A 16,470-nucleotide genomic window follows, 5' to 3' on the forward strand; every position below is an offset into this window, starting at 1 on the left:
CAGGCGGAGGAGGCCTGAACTGATGTTAGTTGCAAATGGCTCGGATGAGCTGTGGGTAGGGGTGAAAGGCTAATCAAACTTCGTGATTGCTGGTTCTCCCCGAAATAACTAGAGGGTTAGCCTCGTTTCAGCCGTGACGGAGGTAGAGCACTGAATGAGCTAGGGGCGTTCCAACGCTACCGAACTCAATCAAACTCCGAATGCCGTTACTGGACGAACGGGAGTTAGACTACGAGTGCTAAGATCCGTGGTCAAAAGGGAAATAGCCCAGACCGTCAGCTAAGGTCCCTAATCGTGAGCTAAGTGGAAAAGGTTGTAAGATCGCTCAGACAGCCAGGAGGTTGGCTTAGAAGCAGCCATCCTTTAAAGAGTGCGTAATAGCTCACTGGTCGAGCGATTTTGCGCCGAAAATGTAACGGGGCTCAAGTTCACAACCGAAGCTACGGACTTGCATCGCAAGATGTGAGTGGTAGGGGAGCATTCTCTGTGCGGTGAAGGTTGACCGACAAGGACAACTGGAGCGCAGAGAAGAGATTATGCAGGCATAAGTAGCGATAAACGATGTGAGAATCATCGTCCCCGTAAGCCTAAGGTTTCCTGGCCTATGTTCGTCAGGTCAGGGTGAGTCGGATCCTAAGCCGAGGTCGACAGACGTAGGCGATGGCAAACAGGTCAATATTCCTGTACCACCGTATTGGCGTTATCAGCGAAGGGGGGACGCAGAAGGGTAGGCACCGCCGGGTCCCTGGAATACCCGGTCCAAGCAGGTAGGCGGGGGTTGTAGGCAAATCCGCAATCCCGTTAACGCCGAGATGTGATGGGGAGGCCGCAAGGCCATAAACGGGCTGATCCCACGCTGCCGAGAAAAGCCTCGTAGCGAGTCAATACGATGTCCGTACCGCAAACCGACACAGGTAGGTGGGTGGAATACACCAAGGGGCGTGAGAGAACACTCCCTAAGGAACTATGCAATTTAGCCCCGTAACTTCGGGAGAAGGGGTGCCACGAGTAGGTAAGTCTGTACAAGGCAAGCTGAACGTGGTTGCAATAAAGTGGCTCTAGCGACTGTTTACCAAAAACACAGGACTCTGCAAACACGATAGTGGATGTATAGGGTCTGACGCCTGCCCGGTGCTGGAAGGTTAACCGGAGGAGTTAGCCGCAAGGCAAAGCTTTGAAGGGAAGCCCCAGTAAACGGCGGCCGTAACTATAACGGTCCTAAGGTAGCGAAATTCCTTGTCGGGTAAGTTCCGACCTGCATGAATGGCGTAACGACTGGAGCGCTGTCTCAGGGAGTGACTCAGCGAATTTGTTGTTCCGGTGAAGAAGCCGGGTGCCCGCAACTAGACGGAAAGACCCTGTGCACCTTTACTACACCTTGACATTGGGTGTTGGAAGGATCTGTGTAGGATAGGTGGGAGGCTGTGAGACTTGGCCGCTAGGTCAGGTGGAGCCGACGTTGAAATACCACCCTGATTGTTCTGATATTCTAACCTGGCCCTGTGATCCAGGGCAGAGACAGTGTCTGGCGGGTAGTTTGACTGGGGCGGTCGCCTCCCAAAAGGTAACGGAGGCGCCCAAAGGTTCCCTCAGGCTGGTCGGTAATCAGCCGTCGAGTGTAAAGGCAGAAGGGAGCTTGACTGCGAGAGCGACAGTTCGAGCAGAGACGAAAGTCGGGCTTAGTGATCCGGTGGTTCTGCGTGGAAGGGCCATCGCTCAACGGATAAAAGGTACGCCGGGGATAACAGGCTGATCTCCCCCAAGAGTTCACATCGACGGGGAGGTTTGGCACCTCGATGTCGACTCATCGCATCCTGGGGCTGAAGCTGGTCCCAAGGGTTAGGCTGTTCGCCTATTAAAGCGGTACGAGAGTTGGGTTCAGAACGTCGTGAGACAGTTCGGTCCCTATCTGTTGTGGGCGGAGGAGAGTTGAGAGGGGCGTTCACTAGTACGAGAGGACTGTGAAGGATGAACCTCTGGTGTGCCGGTTGTCGTGCCAACGGCAGTGCCGGGTAGCTATGTTCAGTTGGGATAACCGCTGAAAGCATCTAAGCGGGAAGCCTGCCTCAAGATAAGCTCTCCCGGGGCGCAAGCCCCCTAAAGGACACTTGTAGACTACGAGTTTGATAGGCTGGGTGTGGAAGGCTCGTAAGGGCTGTAGCTAACCAGTACTAATCGTCCGTGCGGCTTAACATCCTTTGCTCCTGATAGACGTGGTCTTAACAAGAACAAACGAATGGCGAGCTATGTTATCGTCGATCAGGGACTAGTCCCATATGATCACCTAGCATAGTCACTCAGAAGTTTGATTCTTCAGAAGTTCCCGGTGGCCTTGCCGGAGGGGTCACACCCGTTCCCATACCGAACACGGAAGTTAAGCCCTCCAAGGCCGATGATACTGCTGCCGTGAGGCAGTGGGACAGTAGGACGCTGCCGGGTTACAAAAAGAGCCTGCTCGAGAAATCGGGCAGGCTTTTTTATTTTTCACAGTCGTGAAGGTTGCCTCGCTGGTACTTCACTGATGTCCTGGCCTTAACTCCGTGGTTTTCTTAGATCGCTCAACGGCAGGCCTCGCAGGGTCTCGTTATTGAGGCCGAGCTCTCGATTTTCCGTTTGACGAATTGATCTGCGCGTCTTCTGTGGACTCTTGGTCTCGCGGATGAATCCGGTGCGCGTTCTCTGTGCCTTGCATAAACCTCTCTCGCCAATCCTTCTCCTCCGCTACCGTCACCCTGCGGTTTGAGGTTGTCTCAGCCCAATTCTCGCCACAAACGCTTCCTCTCATGGGGCCGTCTACCGTTCAATGGGTTGGATTGTGCTGCTGCCGAGCGTCATCTTCTCAGGCATCTTGAGCCCTGTCCCACGGGAACTCGACTTCAAGGGGAATAGGGTAACTCCGTCTACGCCAATGGTTTCGTCGCTGGTCAGTAGGCCCAAGTTAGCAGCGTGGTAAATACATTTTTATTATAGGCGTAGACAGGGATGTTTGATTGGTTAAAGACGGCTTGGTATTGGATTGCCCAGTTGAGGCGGTAGGGGAGCGGTTTGGATAGCTGGATAAACAGATCCTGTTCGATGTCCCGTCGCTGTGACAGGTTGCCGGCATTGTCGGCGAAGAGGGTTTGTGCCTGGTCATAGGCGCGCCAATGCACTTCATAGTCTAGGCGGAGACTCATGTCGTACCAAGGGAGGCTCGCTTGACCGCCCACTTGCAGTCGATTGCCGCTATACGAAAAGCTTGATCCCCTGGCTAATTCAATGTCGTGCTGGTACCCGACACGCAGGAGGTATCGATCCCGATGCAGACGGAATGCATGCATGAATCCGAGCATGTTGTTGTTCGCATCGCGTGATTCCGGGCCAAAGCGGGGATCATTGTTGCCAGGTTCGGTAAAAAATTCTTTCTCCTGAAACCGGTAAAGCAGTGTCGTCAGGTGATCAACGCGTCCGATAAACGGGATGTTGATTCCGGGCGGCACTATGGTCGCCGGGAGTGTGACGGAGTGTCGAGAGAGAAACCCTCTGAAGTCCAGCATCATGTAGTCGTAGGTGTATTGTCCGCCCAGTTCGTAGGGCACGGTTCCGATCGTCCCACGGTATGCGCCGGACAAACCACCGAGGTGGTTTTGAATATTGAAGGCTCCCACGCCGCTGCCGGTGTTGACCGTTTGGTAGTAGGAGTAGGTGATGGTCGATTCGATCGGACCGTTGCGGTACCAGGCGTAGTCGCCGCGTGCCGACGTGACGAATCCCGGCGATTGGGTTGAGCGTGACCGCAACGCTTCCGCTACGGGGTCGACACTTTTCCTGGGATTGACGGCCACATTGTCATCGTAGTAGCCGCCGATCGCGATTTGCGCATGTAGTCGTTGGGTGTCAGCCATGTGATGCGCGGAGGCCAAGGCTTCCTGGATGCGTACGGAGGCACCCGTGATCGGCGAAGCGGGCTGTATATGTTGGGCAGCGCTCAACTCGGTTTGGGCTTGCTCAGACAGCCCAAGCGTTCCCAGGGCCAATCCTCTATAAAACATGGCCAGTTGTCGGATGTCGGGGTCGGTGGAGCGATTTGCATCGAGCGCTTCGACCGTCCCTTCATAGTCTTTGCGCTGGTATCGTAAAAAACCGACGTAGTATCCGAGATTTTGCCGTTCGGGCTGTTGGCGAAAGACTTCTTCGAGCAGCGATCCGGCCTGCTCATACTGTCGTACCGCGAAGTAGGCAGCGCCGAGTTGGTATGACGCTTCCGGATAGGTCGGGCGAAGCAGGTGAAGTTTTGTGAATGGTTCGATGGACTGTTCTGCGTGTCCTCTCCCCAAATGGCATAGCCCAAGATAGTACAGCGCCCGCGCATGACCGGGAGCAAGCTCGGAGGCTTTGCTCAACAACGGAATTGCTTCGTCGTAGCGTTTGGCCTCGTAGTTCAAGATGGCTTCGGCCACGAGCACTTCGGCATCGGCTTCCTGGGCGGTGACGGTCGAGGCCCAGAGTAATCCCGTGCCGAACAGGAGGGCGAAGGCAGAAAGGAGGCGTGCAAGGGATGGACAACGGCGATGGTTCATGCGGGTTGGTGCGTGGGTGTGTCCGATCGGCGACGATATATAGAGACGTTCTATGAACCTATGGGCACCGGCTTGACCTTGATTCGATCCGTCTCCTACTATACGACAGTCTCGGCTCGTTTTCCGAGAGATGGTTGCTGAAAACTGGCTCCCAGTAAGACTTTTGAGGGATTCTTGTTTTTAGGGGCGGTCTTTTTTGAACACCGATAACTCGTAGGTGATCTATATGAAGCAGCTTGTCATACCCTTCCCGATTCTGTTGGTGATTGTGCTTTTCGTGTGTGGCAGAGGGCACCTGTTTGCAGCATCCGATGTTCCGATGCGTCCGGCCTCTCCCGATCACCCCATTACTGGCGTCGTCACTGCCGTGGATGGAGAGACGCGTGTCACCGGTCCGGCCGCGGACAGTTCGCGACTGTCGCTGAAGATCGGGGATGTCATCAATGTTGGGGAAGAAGTCCGGGTCGGCAAGGCGGGGGAAATTGATATTCTTTGGGACCATCGCGCGCTGGTGAGTCTTCAGGAGGACTCCAGTCTCAGTTTTCAGGAACCGCTCAGGGGCCAGACGTATGCCCGGTTGCAGCAGGGATCCGCACGTATCGCATTGTCCTATAGTGCCGGCCGGATGACGGATGTCTTCACGCTCGAAACACCGTTGGCGCACGTAGTCACGCGTGGAGGAATTGTCGAGGCCACGGTCGCCGGACGTGACGGTCAGTCCTTTCTGGCGCGATTGGTCGCCACCCCACCGCTTGCGATTGTCCGCGTTCTTGAGGGGCAGGCGCGCGTGGAGCCGATTATGGGCGAAGAGAAGCCTGTTTCTCTTAAGGCCGGAATGGAGATTCAACTCAAAGTCGGAGCTCGGGCCGTGGCGTCGGAGGCGGGCTCTCGTGAGCAGTCACGGCTAACGCTCCCTGTGCGGGACGAACATCGCGAACTGCCCACGCCGGTGTTCCGTCAGATCATCAGCGCCCAGATTGGTCAGGTACTCGACCTTGAAAAGGGGCTGTTCCAATCCGTGCAGACAGGGAACGAGACGGAGCAGGTTGCGGGAAGCATCAAAGGAACGATTCTCGCAACCAGCATCGGCATTCCCGTTGTAGCGGGAGCCGCAGCCTCCGGCTTGAATGTGCCGAGTTCAGCGGGGATCACTACCAGTCAGCCGGTGGTTATGGCCCCGCAGGTCGTCAGTGCGGGAAGTCTCGGGCCATCGCAATCCGGTGGTTTGAACACGAGTCAGTTGCTCCAGCAAATTGTCGATCGTGTGGATAATGGTGGAAGGGGCAAAGGAAACACCGGAAGCAACAGTGGGAGCAGATCCGTGAAGCGGTAAGGCATCGGCTCACCTGTTTCTGTGCTCGCTCGCATCCGGGCGGTAGGGTACTCTCCGGACCTCCATTTAAGCAGAAATTGTTGTGCTGAGCTGTTGTGCACTCAGGTTTCTTGCAGGTCTCAGCGGGAATGCTTTCAGGTCAAGAGAGGGGCGTGTCGGAGAAGTCGGTCCGTGTGCATGAAATACTCTGGTGAGCGTGAGGTCTCGTTGTATGTTGCCCCCCATCCCATCGGGCTGGAACCCGTTACTCATGAATCAGCTGCTAAGTCGGGCCTACCTGGATCTCGAATCTTTTCTGGATGCAGAAGTGGCGGGGGGCGAAACCATCCTGCCGCCGCCACAGGATATTTTTGCGGCGCTGCACGGGACGTCGTACGAACAGGTCCGGGTGCTGTTGCTTGGACAAGATCCCTATCATACGCCAGGTATGGCGCACGGACTGTGTTTTTCGGTGCCGCCTCACGTTCGGCCGATCCCACCGTCGCTGAGGAATGTGTATCGTGAACTACGGGACGATGTCGGATGTCGCATTCCGAACAACGGCTGCTTGGAGCCCTGGGCCAAGCAGGGAATTCTCATGCTCAATGCCGTGCTCACGGTTCGCGCCCATGCCGCCAATTCGCATCGGGGGCGTGGATGGGAAATTTTCACCGATCGTATTATCGAGCTTGTGAACGCGAAACCGACCCGAGTGGTATTCGTGCTGTGGGGCGGGGAAGCGAAGAAGAAGCGCGCGCTCGTGACGAACCCGCAGCATGTGGTGATTGCCTGCGCCCATCCTTCGCCGCTATCGGCGAGAAATTTTTTTGGTTCTCGTTGTTTCTCGCAGGTGAATCGAGCCCTCACCGAGCTGGGGCTTGCTCCCATCGACTGGCAGATTCCCGATATCTAGGCAGGAGTCGAGTCACGCGGCGGATCCAATCCCTGAGGCGTATGTATTGGATTTGACTCGCGGAACGTCATTGTTTATACTACACCGATTTTTCAATTCTTGCTCAAGCGTGTGCGTGGGGGAGTGGCTGTCGGGAATGAGGATTTGTCTGGGGTTGGGCCTGGGGTTCTGTACTCTGCTTGTGATGGGTACGTTGTGGGCGGCCGATGGAGATCTGGCAGCACTGCCGTCACCTGCGCCTATTAGCACGGCGCCCATCGCGTGGCAGTATGATGGTGATCAGGGGCCCTCGCACTGGGGAGAAATCGCTCCGACCACGGTGTCCTGTGAAAAGGGCACCCAGCAGTCGCCCATCAATATTCGCACGACGCCCCACCACCAGAGCCATGACGGGCTGTTAGTCCATTACACGGCCGCACCCGGTCACGTCGTCGCTTCTCATCACACCATTGAGGTGGATTTTCAATCAGGCGAGTCGCTTGAGGTCCTTGGGCGCACGTATACACTCAAGGACTTTCACTTCCATGCGCCAAGCGAGCATCAGCTCAACGGCCGCAGCTATCCGATGGAAGCGCATCTTGTGCATCGAGATGAGTCTGGCCATCTGGTTGTTTTGGCGGTGTTAATGGATCTGGGAACGGAATCGACTTCCCTAGCATCCGTCTGGGAACGGATCCCGAGCGGGAAGCAGGAAGAGGTGCGGGATCTGTTGATTAATCCGCAGGATCTGCTGCCGCGAGATTTACACCACTATGCCTATGATGGTTCGCTCACCACGCCGCCCTGCACGGAAGGTGTCCACTGGATTGTGCTGAAGGAACCGATCTCCATTACCCCTGGCCATATTGAACGGTTCGTCTCTCTGATTGGCCACAACGCCCGACCAGTTCAATCCTTAAATGAGCGCGAGATCGACGAAGACTAATCGTTTTCGTTCCGGCAACGCTCCAACTTTCAGACTTGCCGATTATTCGTGGGCCTTTCCCGCCATCACCAATCTCAGTTCCACTCCAACTGGCTCTCGATCAATTGCGGCCGGTCACGTGATTGTGTGCCGACCCGTCCGGCTACTTAGTGGCTGCCATTTTCCTGCGGAGGCTGAGGTCCTGCGACCATGCCTGCCAGGTCGGGATCTCCTTGACCGTGCAATCTGGGCACGTCGGGTTTTTGTTGCCGGCGGTGAGCCTCTTTCTGCATGCGGCGGTCACGTTGGGTCTGTTCTCGTTGCCGTTTTTTAGAAGACGTGTGGTTCATCGTCACCTCCGTGGTTCGCATAGGAGCAACGTACGTTAGGCGGGTGGCGCTTGAGGGGGCGTCGCCGCTGGCACGGCGCTCGATCTACCGGCTTTGATGAATCGATCTTCTGCCAGGACGCCATGCAGTTGTACCGTGATCGAGCGACGGTATGGTTCCTTCTGTCGGATCATGATCACGAGATTGTCGCCATCCACGAGGATGCTGAGATCGTCTTCGGTGACCAGTTCCCGGGACGAGCCACCGATGTTCAATCGGTACTGTGTTTTTCCATCGGGATTCCGACTCGGTCCGACCACGATCTCGGTTAATCCGTCGATGTGACCGTCATACCCCTTGTGCCGGTGCCTGACCTTGGTGCCGTTTGGAATACGTACCCATCGTGCCGCCGGGGATGCCTGATTGTCTTGCCCTTTGTTCATAACGGTTGTGTCTCCTTGTTATCGTACCTGTACGTAGACGCCGGGATTCCCATGGTTCCGCAGGCGTACAATCGCACTGCGGTACGCGCCTGGGCTGGCGAATGCGAATGTCAGAATGAGCCGAGCGGAGTATCGCGGACGGAAGGGCGGTTGAAGCGATCGTGCTGACCGACGGACTCGGAGTCGACAGCAAGTAGGAGCTGGGCGGCTGATGAATCAGCTATGCATTCACAGTGTATCACATTTGTTCCTGCCGCATCCCACGTCTTATCACGGAGGTGCGCAGTGGTCGATATGGAGTACGCGACATCGAATATGGCGCACAACGACGGATTGTTGATAATAAATATTGCCGCATAGAATCATGCTCTTGCAGTGCGAGTGACTCTCCGGCGCATTGACAGCACTCTCTCAGCCCTATAGGGTGAAGCTATGACGTACTGAGCCACGCCGGCTTTCTCCTTTCGCGCGCACGTTTCCTCTCTCACCTCACTCCTGGCGCGTGCGAGTCCCAAGTCTTCGCCGCTTCGCCGCCATAGAACAAGAGTCCAGCGATGGTAGGCCCGCAGTGATCGGTCATTGGCCGATCAGTCGATCTACTCAGGATGGAGTCTTTTGCTTACGGCAAGATTCGCCCAGCTAGGAGGTTGTCATGTATCAAATTTGGGCACTCATCGGAATTATGGTTTTCACGTGGCTTGTTGCAATGTGGGCTAGTTACACGGACGGCACAGTGTAGACAGACGATTCGAGTTACGAATGCGCTTGAGATCTCCTGCCAACCGGCAGGGATCTGATGTCAAATGGAGGATACCATGATGGCGCAGACAGTACAGTTCTGGGCCGCACGCAATCTGTTTACGGTCGCGACGGTCTGCTTCGGTGCAGCCATGCTGAGCGTTCTGTTGTACACCTACCTGCATGATTATGTGCTGGTGGCGAAGGGGCGCTAACCTGCTTCTGTAAGTTACACGGTTGCCTATTGGGGAGGTTTCATCCTATGCGTATTCATCGAACAAACACCGCGAGAGTATTGAGTCTTTTTCTGGCAACCGCTTGGTTGCTTGCCGTCTCACTGACCGTCCATGCCACGGACCAGAAACCCGTTGTGACCGTCGCGCCGGTCAAGTCCGTTGCGGTGGCTTCCGGTGCCGTCGAGGACACGCTGCCGATTTGCCTGACGAGAATTCCTCAGGGCGCGACACCCGGGCAACGGATGATTGCCGAGCAGAGTTGTCAGCGCGACGAATCCGATCGTGCATCCATGCGAGCCGTTCCTGGGCGCTAACCTGCTCGTCCCGTCATAGCCGTAGGCGAGTCGACTGAGTCGGGTGCGATGATGTGGCCGTGTGTCTGTATGGTGGGGCTCTGCTAATGGGGCTACTGCAAGAAGGATGACGATATGCGTATGGAACATCGTGTGCGTTCAAGGTCGGCCGGTAAGTCTCTTAGCATCGAGGCGCCCTTGGCGACTGAGAGAAGTGGGACCTCGTGGGCCGTCGGCCGGAATACTTCACTCGATATCAATAGCGCTCAAATTTCACAGCTCAAGTCGCTCACCGGAATCGGCGAGTTTTATGCGAAGAAGATTGTGGCTGGGCGCCCCTACCGGCATCGGGAGGAGCTGCTGACGAAAGAGATTTTACCTGAATACGTCTATGGCCGGATTATGGATCGATTGGTGGCCAGCCAGACGTAGTACGCCGGAGAAGGCCTCCCGGTTTCGAACGACCGGTGTTGCGTGGTCTCGTGAATGAGACGGCCGGCTCGAATCGTCGGGAGGAGTGACTGCATGATCGACAACAGTGGGGCAGCAGCGGTGGCACTATGGTGCGGGCTTCAAGCGAAACCTTGGCGAGGTCTGGTCGTTATGATCGCCACTACCATGCTGATGGGGCTCACGCAGACCACGACTGCTTGGTCCGAGCAGGGGCCTACCGAGACCGTGAAGGGGACCGTCTCGGAGTTGCTGTATCTCCTCAAGGAGCTCAAAGACCCGAGTCGCTCCGAGGCGCGGCGTGAGGAAATCGAACAGGTTATTCGGCATCATGTGGATTACGAGGACATGGCCAAACGGTCTCTGGGCGCATCTTGGGGGCAACTGAGCCATGTGGCACGGCGGGAATATGTCGGGCTTTTTGTGCAGTTGCTTCGCGACGCGCTCGCCAACCGGATGGTGGAGTATTCCGGTGAGCGAATCAGTTACCTCTCAGAGCAACGGAAGCACCCCTTCGCGGAAGTCAAAACACGGCTCGTCGGAGAGAAGGTCGACACCTTCATCGACTTCCGGCTGGTCAGTCAGGACGGACGCTGGTTGGTCTACGACGCGGTGATGGACGGAGGAAGTTTGGTTGCCAGCTATCATGCGCAGTTCGCGAGTATTATTCGCGATGCCTCTTGTGCGCAGTTGATGGAGCGCATTAAAGCGAAGACGCTGGTGGTGAAGTTATTCGAGAAGAGCGGGTCGTGAGGAGACGGCGAAAATGGCACGGTCGTGTGCGGTCATGTCCCCAGGAGAGAGCGCAATGAGATGTCCGCGTTGTTACGGTCCTATGATGATGATCAAGATGAAGGACATTGTCAGCGGCACGCTGGCCTATGGGTGGGGCTGCCGACAATGTGGTGCGGTCATCGATTCGCTGATTGATATCCATCGCCAGTGGCACCTGGAGCCTCGGGCGACCTGGGCACATTTGGCTGTGGCGTCCTGTTAGGTGCCGCGAACTCGGCTTCCGTTGTACAGGGTGGCGGTGGTCTCCAATGAGTGGAATATACGATAAGCGTTTGGAAGAGTGAGGACTAGGTCATGTTGCACGCCGCGTTGATTTCTCTCGTGCTTGGACTCGTGGTTTGGGGACTTAATTGGACTGGGCTCGCTGAGATGCCGACTCAGGTTTATTGGATCTTTACCGTGGGGGGAATGCTGTTGATGTTGATTCACGTTGCGACAAGGCGACCGGCCCGCGTGTGGTAAGGGAGTGCATCGGTATGCGACCGCTATGGATGCCCATCATGACCGTCGTGCTGGGAATTAGCACGGTATGCCTCAGTGATGCAGCTGCTGCGGAAGAACGGACGCCGCAAGAGGCGACGGCAATTCTCGCGCAGTCGTACGCACAATTGCTCATGCGATCGATGGGGAGAGAACCGGGTCCGTCACAGAAGAACGACCCGGATCACCAACGATATATTGTCCAGTCCGGTTATGCCGCACAGTTGGCAAAAGGGGAAAAGACGGTAAAGCAGGTCGTCGAAGCGATTGCCCTGTCATCGGAATTTAATGCCAAGTGGATTACACCCCACATGGGTACGGCGCAGGTCGGTTCGGCACCAGGCGTCCCACCCGTGGCGGATCCGGGAAAAGCCATCGACAATCTGTATTGCGCGTTATTAGGCCGGCGCGTGGACAGCGCGTCGTTGGCCAGTGCTCGCAAAGACCTGGTGAGTTCCGGTTTTGAACGGGTGATTCGTGACGTGATCGACGGGAAGGAATATCGTGACCGGTTCGGTGATACGAACGTGCCTCAATTGAGCAGTGAGAAGCAGACGACAATCGGTTGCCCACAAGCCGCTTTGTAACAGAGGTTCTCGCGCCGCAGCCTCAGGGGTTGTCAGCGTAAGTAACTTGAACGGGTGATCATAATATCATCGGGGGTAGGAGAGGCAGCGCATGAGTATGACGCCAGAAGAACGCATCACCAACATGACGAAAGCGATCAATCAAGCCATCAAGGTCATGGGAGATCGTTTCGGGTCGACAGAGGAAGATGTGGCGCGAGCCATTCAAGGCCTCAAGGCCTCCATGCAGACGGCCTTGCAGGAAAAGCCGGTGTCAGTCGGCAGCGCCACACAGGCCTAGGGGATTCGGTGAAGCCTCGCCGCGCGAACGGTGTGATCGGTGAGGGCGCCAGGTGGTTCGCGAGACTCCAACGACTCTCGTCGTTGGGCGCGTAGGTTTCATCTGTGCTCCGTGCCGTCTGCCGGCACGAATCACCCACGGACTGGGTCTCAATATCCCTTGACTCCGATGGCCATAGCGCTTAGCGTGACAGTATGACGTGCCAAGCCTCGTCGGCTGTTCTCTCCATCGCGCTTGTTTGTTCCTTCCTGCGCGACTGATTGTCCGGTCTCCGCCGCTTCTTACGCCAGAGTGTCCTGCACTCAATCCTGAGGGTGTGCTTCGCGAACGGAGCGATTGTCGTTTCCGGCAAAGCACGGTTCGTTTCTCGTGTCGTGTCATGACCACCAGCGGTTCATTTGATATAGCAGTCAGAAGGAGTGCCAACATGATTACCATTACAGCCATCGCAGAAGAAAAAATTCGAGAATTGATGCGTGAAGAAAAGGACACCCTGGGGTTGCGAGTCTATGTGAAGGGCGGGGGATGCCACGGTTATCAGTATGGGATGGCGTTCGAGTCCAAGATGAGCGACGACGATACGGTCATTGAAAAGGGCGACGTAAAAGTGATCATGGATTCACAAAGCGCTCCGCTGTTGAGTGGCTGCGAAGTCGACTACGTCGACAGCGTGCAGGGCTCGGGATTTGCAATCAAGAATCCACAAGCCAAGACGACCTGCGGATGCGGGAGCTCGTTCAGCGCTTAATTCCGGCGCGAGTCGCTGTCTCGGCACAAACGTCACTGTGACTGAAGGAGGTCCGCTATGGAACCCACATCCGTCATTGGAACCAAGAATAAAAAAGGCCAGGTCTTCACCGACCCCCGTATCATGATGCGGGAGGCGCCTCGTACGCCGTCGTTTTATACCGGCAGCGAAGTCATTAAAGAAGCCATCCGGCGCGCCAGCATTGACGTGATGATCGCCTATCCGATCACCCCACAAAGCGAAGCCGCTGCATTGATCGGCGAGCTGTTTGCCGAGGGCTACATCGGAGACTATTTCCGCGGGGAAAGCGAATTTGCCGTCATGTCGCAATGTGCAGGGGCCGCCTTCGGTGGGGCCCGTGTCTTCACGACGACGGCAGGACCCGGCACGATGCGGGCGATGGAAAACTTTCCCATGTGGGCGGGGGCCCGCTTGCCGATCCAATGCATCGTGACATGCCGGGGGATCAATTCCCCGCTGTCGATTCAACCGGACACCATCGAGATTTCCTATTTGATGCAGACAGGCATGCTCGTCTGGCATGCGGAGACGGCGCAAGACTTCTATGATTGGATTCTCATGGGCTACATGGTGTCGGAAGAGCCCGAAGTGCATTTGCCATTGGCACTCTGCTGCGACGGATTCTTTGTGACGCACACCAAAGACGTTGTCGATCTGACCCCGACGGATATGTGCCTGCCGCCTTACGACCCGTATCGCTCGCCGGTGCCCTGTATGGATATGGAATGTCCGCCGGTCCGGATGATGCGCGATCCGTTCATTATGAAAAGCAACTACATCAGTTATGCGACGCACGCGAGTTGGCAGCAGGAGGTCTGGGCTGCCGCAGAGCGGTCGCGAAAGCATACGATTGCCTGGTTGAACGGGTTGATCGAAACCGAAGACGTCGACGCCGACGTGCTCATTGTCACATCCGGCACCGCCGTGTCTCAGGGGCGCGAAGCGATTCGTCTCCTGGCGGATGAAGGCATTCGCGTGGGACTCGTCAAGATCAAAACGCTCCGGCCCTGGCCGGAAGAGGAAATTAAGGAAGCCACCAAGCACGCCACTCACATCATTGTGCCGGAATTCAATGTCATCGGGTGGATGGCGAAAGAGATCAAGGCGACCATTCCACGAAGTGAGCGTGTCATCGCCGGCCCGCGAGTGTGTGGCGGGATGACCATGCCGCCGGAGATCATCGTGGAAGAAATTAAGCGTGCGCTTGGGGTGCGTTCCGGCACGCTCGCGGGTCGCGGGTGACGCGCAGAGGGCCAGAGAATGGGAAAGGTTTCGGTACCGTAGGTAGCACATTGACGCTCAGCAGGGCTGAGAGGAGATAGATATGAGCAAAGAACGCATCAAGATTTCGCCGGACCTGTATGACATCATGCCGTCGGATTATCAGGACCTGGTCAGCAGCGCCACGTACGGCAAGGAAGACCGCGGGTGGAAGGACATCGGCACGTCCAAGGAACTGATCGAGCAGCATTCACTGTGTGCCGGATGTCCGGAATCCATGGCGTTTCGATATATTTTGGCGTCGCTCCCCAACCCCGAAGACACGGTCATGGTCGGCTCGACTGGCTGTACGAGTCTCGTGTTTCCAATGGTGGCCGTCCACAATATCCATTCCCTGTTCGGGAACCAGAATGCCATTGCTTCGGGGCTCAAGCGGGCCTTGAGTGTGCGCTTTCCGGATCGCGTGAAGGATGTGGTCGTGTTGGCGGGAGATGGCGCAACGGTGGACATCGGTCTGGACATGACCCTGCAGGCCTGGTTCAGGCAAGAAAAGTTCACGACCATTTGCTTTGATAACGAGCTCTACGCCAATACCGGCGGGCAGGAGAGCGGTCTTATGCAGAAGGGGTTCGTTGCCAAAATGGCGCCGGTCGGAAAACTGTTCGATAAAGTGCGTTTGCCTGAAATCGCCCGGGAGTCCGGCTGCCACTACGTCGTCAATTGCACAGTGAGCAAGCCGTCGCTGGTGGAGAAGGTCGTCCGCAACGCGGTGCTGATCGCGCGGGAAATCGGGCCGACCTATTTACAGCTCTATACGCCCTGCATTCTGGAGATCGGCAAGAACAGCATGGAGGGGCTGCAGGAAATGCGGGATTCCGAGAAGCCCACGGAACGGTTTGCCTTCAAGGAGTATATCAGCGAGCCGGCAAAACAGCTCCTGGCGGAGCGTGATGCCAAGGTCAAAGAAAAGAAAGCCGCTGCAAAACAACTGGTGTCGTAAGCGGCAGGAGTATCACCGCCGCTTTTGCGGCTCCAAGAGAGCGAGGTCTTAGATGAGTCTTGATTATGTAAAGTTCACACCCGGCTTTGAGCAGTTCATGCCGAAAGAATATCGGGATATGGTCGAGCATGGACCGTTCGGGAAAAAGACGACGGTGTCGCAGATGGGCAGCTTCAAGGAAATCCTGGAAGAGCATCCGATGTGTGCCGGCTGCGCGATGACTCTGTTCATTCGCTTGGCGATCATTGCGTTTCCGAATCCCGAAGACACCATTACCGTCGGGACGGCGGGTTGCGGAAGATTGGCGATTTCCCAGGCGGCGATTCCATTCGTGTACGGGAACTACGGCGACCAGAACGGCGTGGCCAGCGGTTTATCGCGGGGACTCCGGCTCCGGTTCGGCGATAAACCGAAAGATGTCGTGGTGATCGCGGGGGACGGTGGAACCGCCGACATTGGATTCCAGCAGGTGTTGCATTCCTGGTTCCGGAAGGAGCGCTTCACAACCATTATGTTGGACAACGAAGTGTACGGTAACACCGGCGGGCAGGAGAGCGGCATGACGACCAGAGGGGCCGTGCTGAAGATGGCTCCGCTCGGAAAGAAGTTTGAAAAGATGGATATGGTCACGATGGCCAAAGTTGCCGGATGCGCCTATATCGCTACGGTGGTGCCGAATAATCCGCGACGAGTGGAGAGCGTCATCAAGAAAGCCGTGCTGATTGCCCGGGACATCGGGCCGACGTATGTTCAGGCGTACACCTCGTGCAACATCGAGTATGCGATCCCGACTGACAAGGTCATGGAAGATGCCAAGACAGTCGAAGATGATCGGTACAAGTTCACCGAGTATGTCAGCGACGAAGCGAAGGCGTATCTCGCCGAGCGCTACGGGTATAAGGAATTCATGCCAAAGGCCGTGCCTGCTTCAGTCACGACGGCCTGAGCTCTATCACGCAAGAGGCTCCAACCGAGCGTGTCTCAGATCTCGAGGGGTTCTGACGGGTGGGGAGTGAACCTCCCTGCCCGTCAAACTCGTTCGGGTGGCAACCGGGAGTATGATGCGCCTCGCATTAAAGCGAAATCCGACTGCCTGGCTGAACTCGCCTCGCGTGCGCTCTAAAATAATTAAGTCGCTTGGAATCAAGGGCTTGGCCATTC

16 protein-coding genes and 2 rRNA genes (1 of these 18 only partly in view) are annotated in these 16,470 nt (G+C 56.3%); 16 read left to right on the forward strand and 2 right to left on the reverse strand.

Going from position 1 to position 16,470, the window contains the following annotated elements; all coding sequences use genetic code 11:
* A 23S ribosomal RNA gene (locus V9G17_16005) occupies positions 1–2,196 on the forward strand; it begins 811 nt to the left of the window's first position.
* A gap of 126 nt (positions 2,197–2,322) precedes the next feature.
* Positions 2,323–2,439: ribosomal RNA gene (gene rrf / locus V9G17_16010) — 5S ribosomal RNA — on the forward strand.
* Positions 2,440–2,924: 485 nt separating this feature from the next.
* On the opposite strand, the gene V9G17_16015 is transcribed toward rrf, so the two are convergent.
* Positions 2,925–4,559 (reverse strand): tetratricopeptide repeat protein, encoded by a 1,635-nt coding sequence (locus V9G17_16015; protein ID MEI2754099.1) that lies wholly within the window; start codon positions 4,557–4,559, stop codon positions 2,925–2,927.
* A gap of 226 nt (positions 4,560–4,785) precedes the next feature.
* On the opposite strand from V9G17_16015, the gene V9G17_16020 reads away from it, so the two are divergent.
* The 3 genes from V9G17_16020 to V9G17_16030 all read left to right on the forward strand — a co-directional run bounded on the left by V9G17_16020 (position 4,786) and on the right by V9G17_16030 (position 7,709).
* Positions 4,786–5,892 carry a hypothetical protein gene (locus V9G17_16020; GenBank protein MEI2754100.1) on the forward strand — a complete coding sequence of 369 codons (1,107 nt, stop codon included), beginning with the start codon at positions 4,786–4,788 and terminating at the stop codon, positions 5,890–5,892.
* Positions 5,893–6,103: 211 nt separating this feature from the next.
* The gene (ung, locus tag V9G17_16025) at positions 6,104–6,784 is read left to right on the forward strand and encodes a uracil-DNA glycosylase (GenBank protein MEI2754101.1); all 681 of its coding nucleotides are present in this window, start codon (positions 6,104–6,106) and stop codon (positions 6,782–6,784) included.
* 136 nt (positions 6,785–6,920) lie between these two features.
* Positions 6,921–7,709: a carbonic anhydrase family protein gene (locus tag V9G17_16030; protein ID MEI2754102.1), complete on the forward strand. Its 789-nt coding sequence runs from the start codon at positions 6,921–6,923 to the stop codon at positions 7,707–7,709.
* A 364-nt stretch (positions 7,710–8,073) separates the two neighbouring features.
* Here the strand turns inward: V9G17_16030 and V9G17_16035 are convergent, their stop codons facing one another.
* Positions 8,074–8,460, reverse strand: coding sequence for a hypothetical protein (locus V9G17_16035; protein MEI2754103.1), 387 nt, complete (start codon positions 8,458–8,460; stop codon positions 8,074–8,076).
* Between the two features lie 815 nt (positions 8,461–9,275).
* Here V9G17_16035 and V9G17_16040 point away from each other — a divergent pair.
* The 11 genes from V9G17_16040 to V9G17_16090 all read left to right on the forward strand — a co-directional run bounded on the left by V9G17_16040 (position 9,276) and on the right by V9G17_16090 (position 16,255).
* Positions 9,276–9,413: a hypothetical protein gene (locus tag V9G17_16040; protein ID MEI2754104.1), complete on the forward strand. Its 138-nt coding sequence runs from the start codon at positions 9,276–9,278 to the stop codon at positions 9,411–9,413.
* 47 nt (positions 9,414–9,460) lie between these two features.
* Positions 9,461–9,748 carry a hypothetical protein gene (locus tag V9G17_16045; GenBank protein ID MEI2754105.1) on the forward strand — a complete coding sequence of 96 codons (288 nt, stop codon included), beginning with the start codon at positions 9,461–9,463 and terminating at the stop codon, positions 9,746–9,748.
* A 177-nt stretch (positions 9,749–9,925) separates the two neighbouring features.
* Positions 9,926–10,159: a helix-hairpin-helix domain-containing protein gene (locus V9G17_16050; GenBank protein ID MEI2754106.1), complete on the forward strand. Its 234-nt coding sequence runs from the start codon at positions 9,926–9,928 to the stop codon at positions 10,157–10,159.
* Between the two features lie 93 nt (positions 10,160–10,252).
* Positions 10,253–10,930, forward strand: coding sequence for an ABC transporter substrate-binding protein (locus V9G17_16055; protein ID MEI2754107.1), 678 nt, complete (start codon positions 10,253–10,255; stop codon positions 10,928–10,930).
* 55 nt (positions 10,931–10,985) lie between these two features.
* Positions 10,986–11,174 carry a hypothetical protein gene (locus tag V9G17_16060; protein ID MEI2754108.1) on the forward strand — a complete coding sequence of 63 codons (189 nt, stop codon included), beginning with the start codon at positions 10,986–10,988 and terminating at the stop codon, positions 11,172–11,174.
* 274 nt (positions 11,175–11,448) lie between these two features.
* Positions 11,449–12,039: a phycobilisome rod-core linker polypeptide gene (locus tag V9G17_16065; protein MEI2754109.1), complete on the forward strand. Its 591-nt coding sequence runs from the start codon at positions 11,449–11,451 to the stop codon at positions 12,037–12,039.
* Positions 12,040–12,130: 91 nt separating this feature from the next.
* Complete coding sequence (locus tag V9G17_16070; GenBank protein ID MEI2754110.1) at positions 12,131–12,319, forward strand: hypothetical protein; 189 nt, start codon at positions 12,131–12,133, stop codon at positions 12,317–12,319.
* A gap of 427 nt (positions 12,320–12,746) precedes the next feature.
* Entirely contained in the window at positions 12,747–13,067 is a 321-nt protein-coding gene (gene erpA, locus V9G17_16075) for an iron-sulfur cluster insertion protein ErpA (protein MEI2754111.1), read from the forward strand.
* Between the two features lie 57 nt (positions 13,068–13,124).
* Positions 13,125–14,330: a transketolase C-terminal domain-containing protein gene (locus V9G17_16080; GenBank protein ID MEI2754112.1), complete on the forward strand. Its 1,206-nt coding sequence runs from the start codon at positions 13,125–13,127 to the stop codon at positions 14,328–14,330.
* 82 nt (positions 14,331–14,412) lie between these two features.
* Complete coding sequence (locus tag V9G17_16085; protein MEI2754113.1) at positions 14,413–15,309, forward strand: thiamine pyrophosphate-dependent enzyme; 897 nt, start codon at positions 14,413–14,415, stop codon at positions 15,307–15,309.
* A gap of 52 nt (positions 15,310–15,361) precedes the next feature.
* Positions 15,362–16,255 carry a thiamine pyrophosphate-dependent enzyme gene (locus tag V9G17_16090; GenBank protein MEI2754114.1) on the forward strand — a complete coding sequence of 298 codons (894 nt, stop codon included), beginning with the start codon at positions 15,362–15,364 and terminating at the stop codon, positions 16,253–16,255.
* Positions 16,256–16,470: the final 215 nt, after the last annotated feature.

This window comes from Nitrospira sp. (assembly GCA_037045225.1).
GTDB lineage: Bacteria > Nitrospirota > Nitrospiria > Nitrospirales > Nitrospiraceae > Nitrospira_A.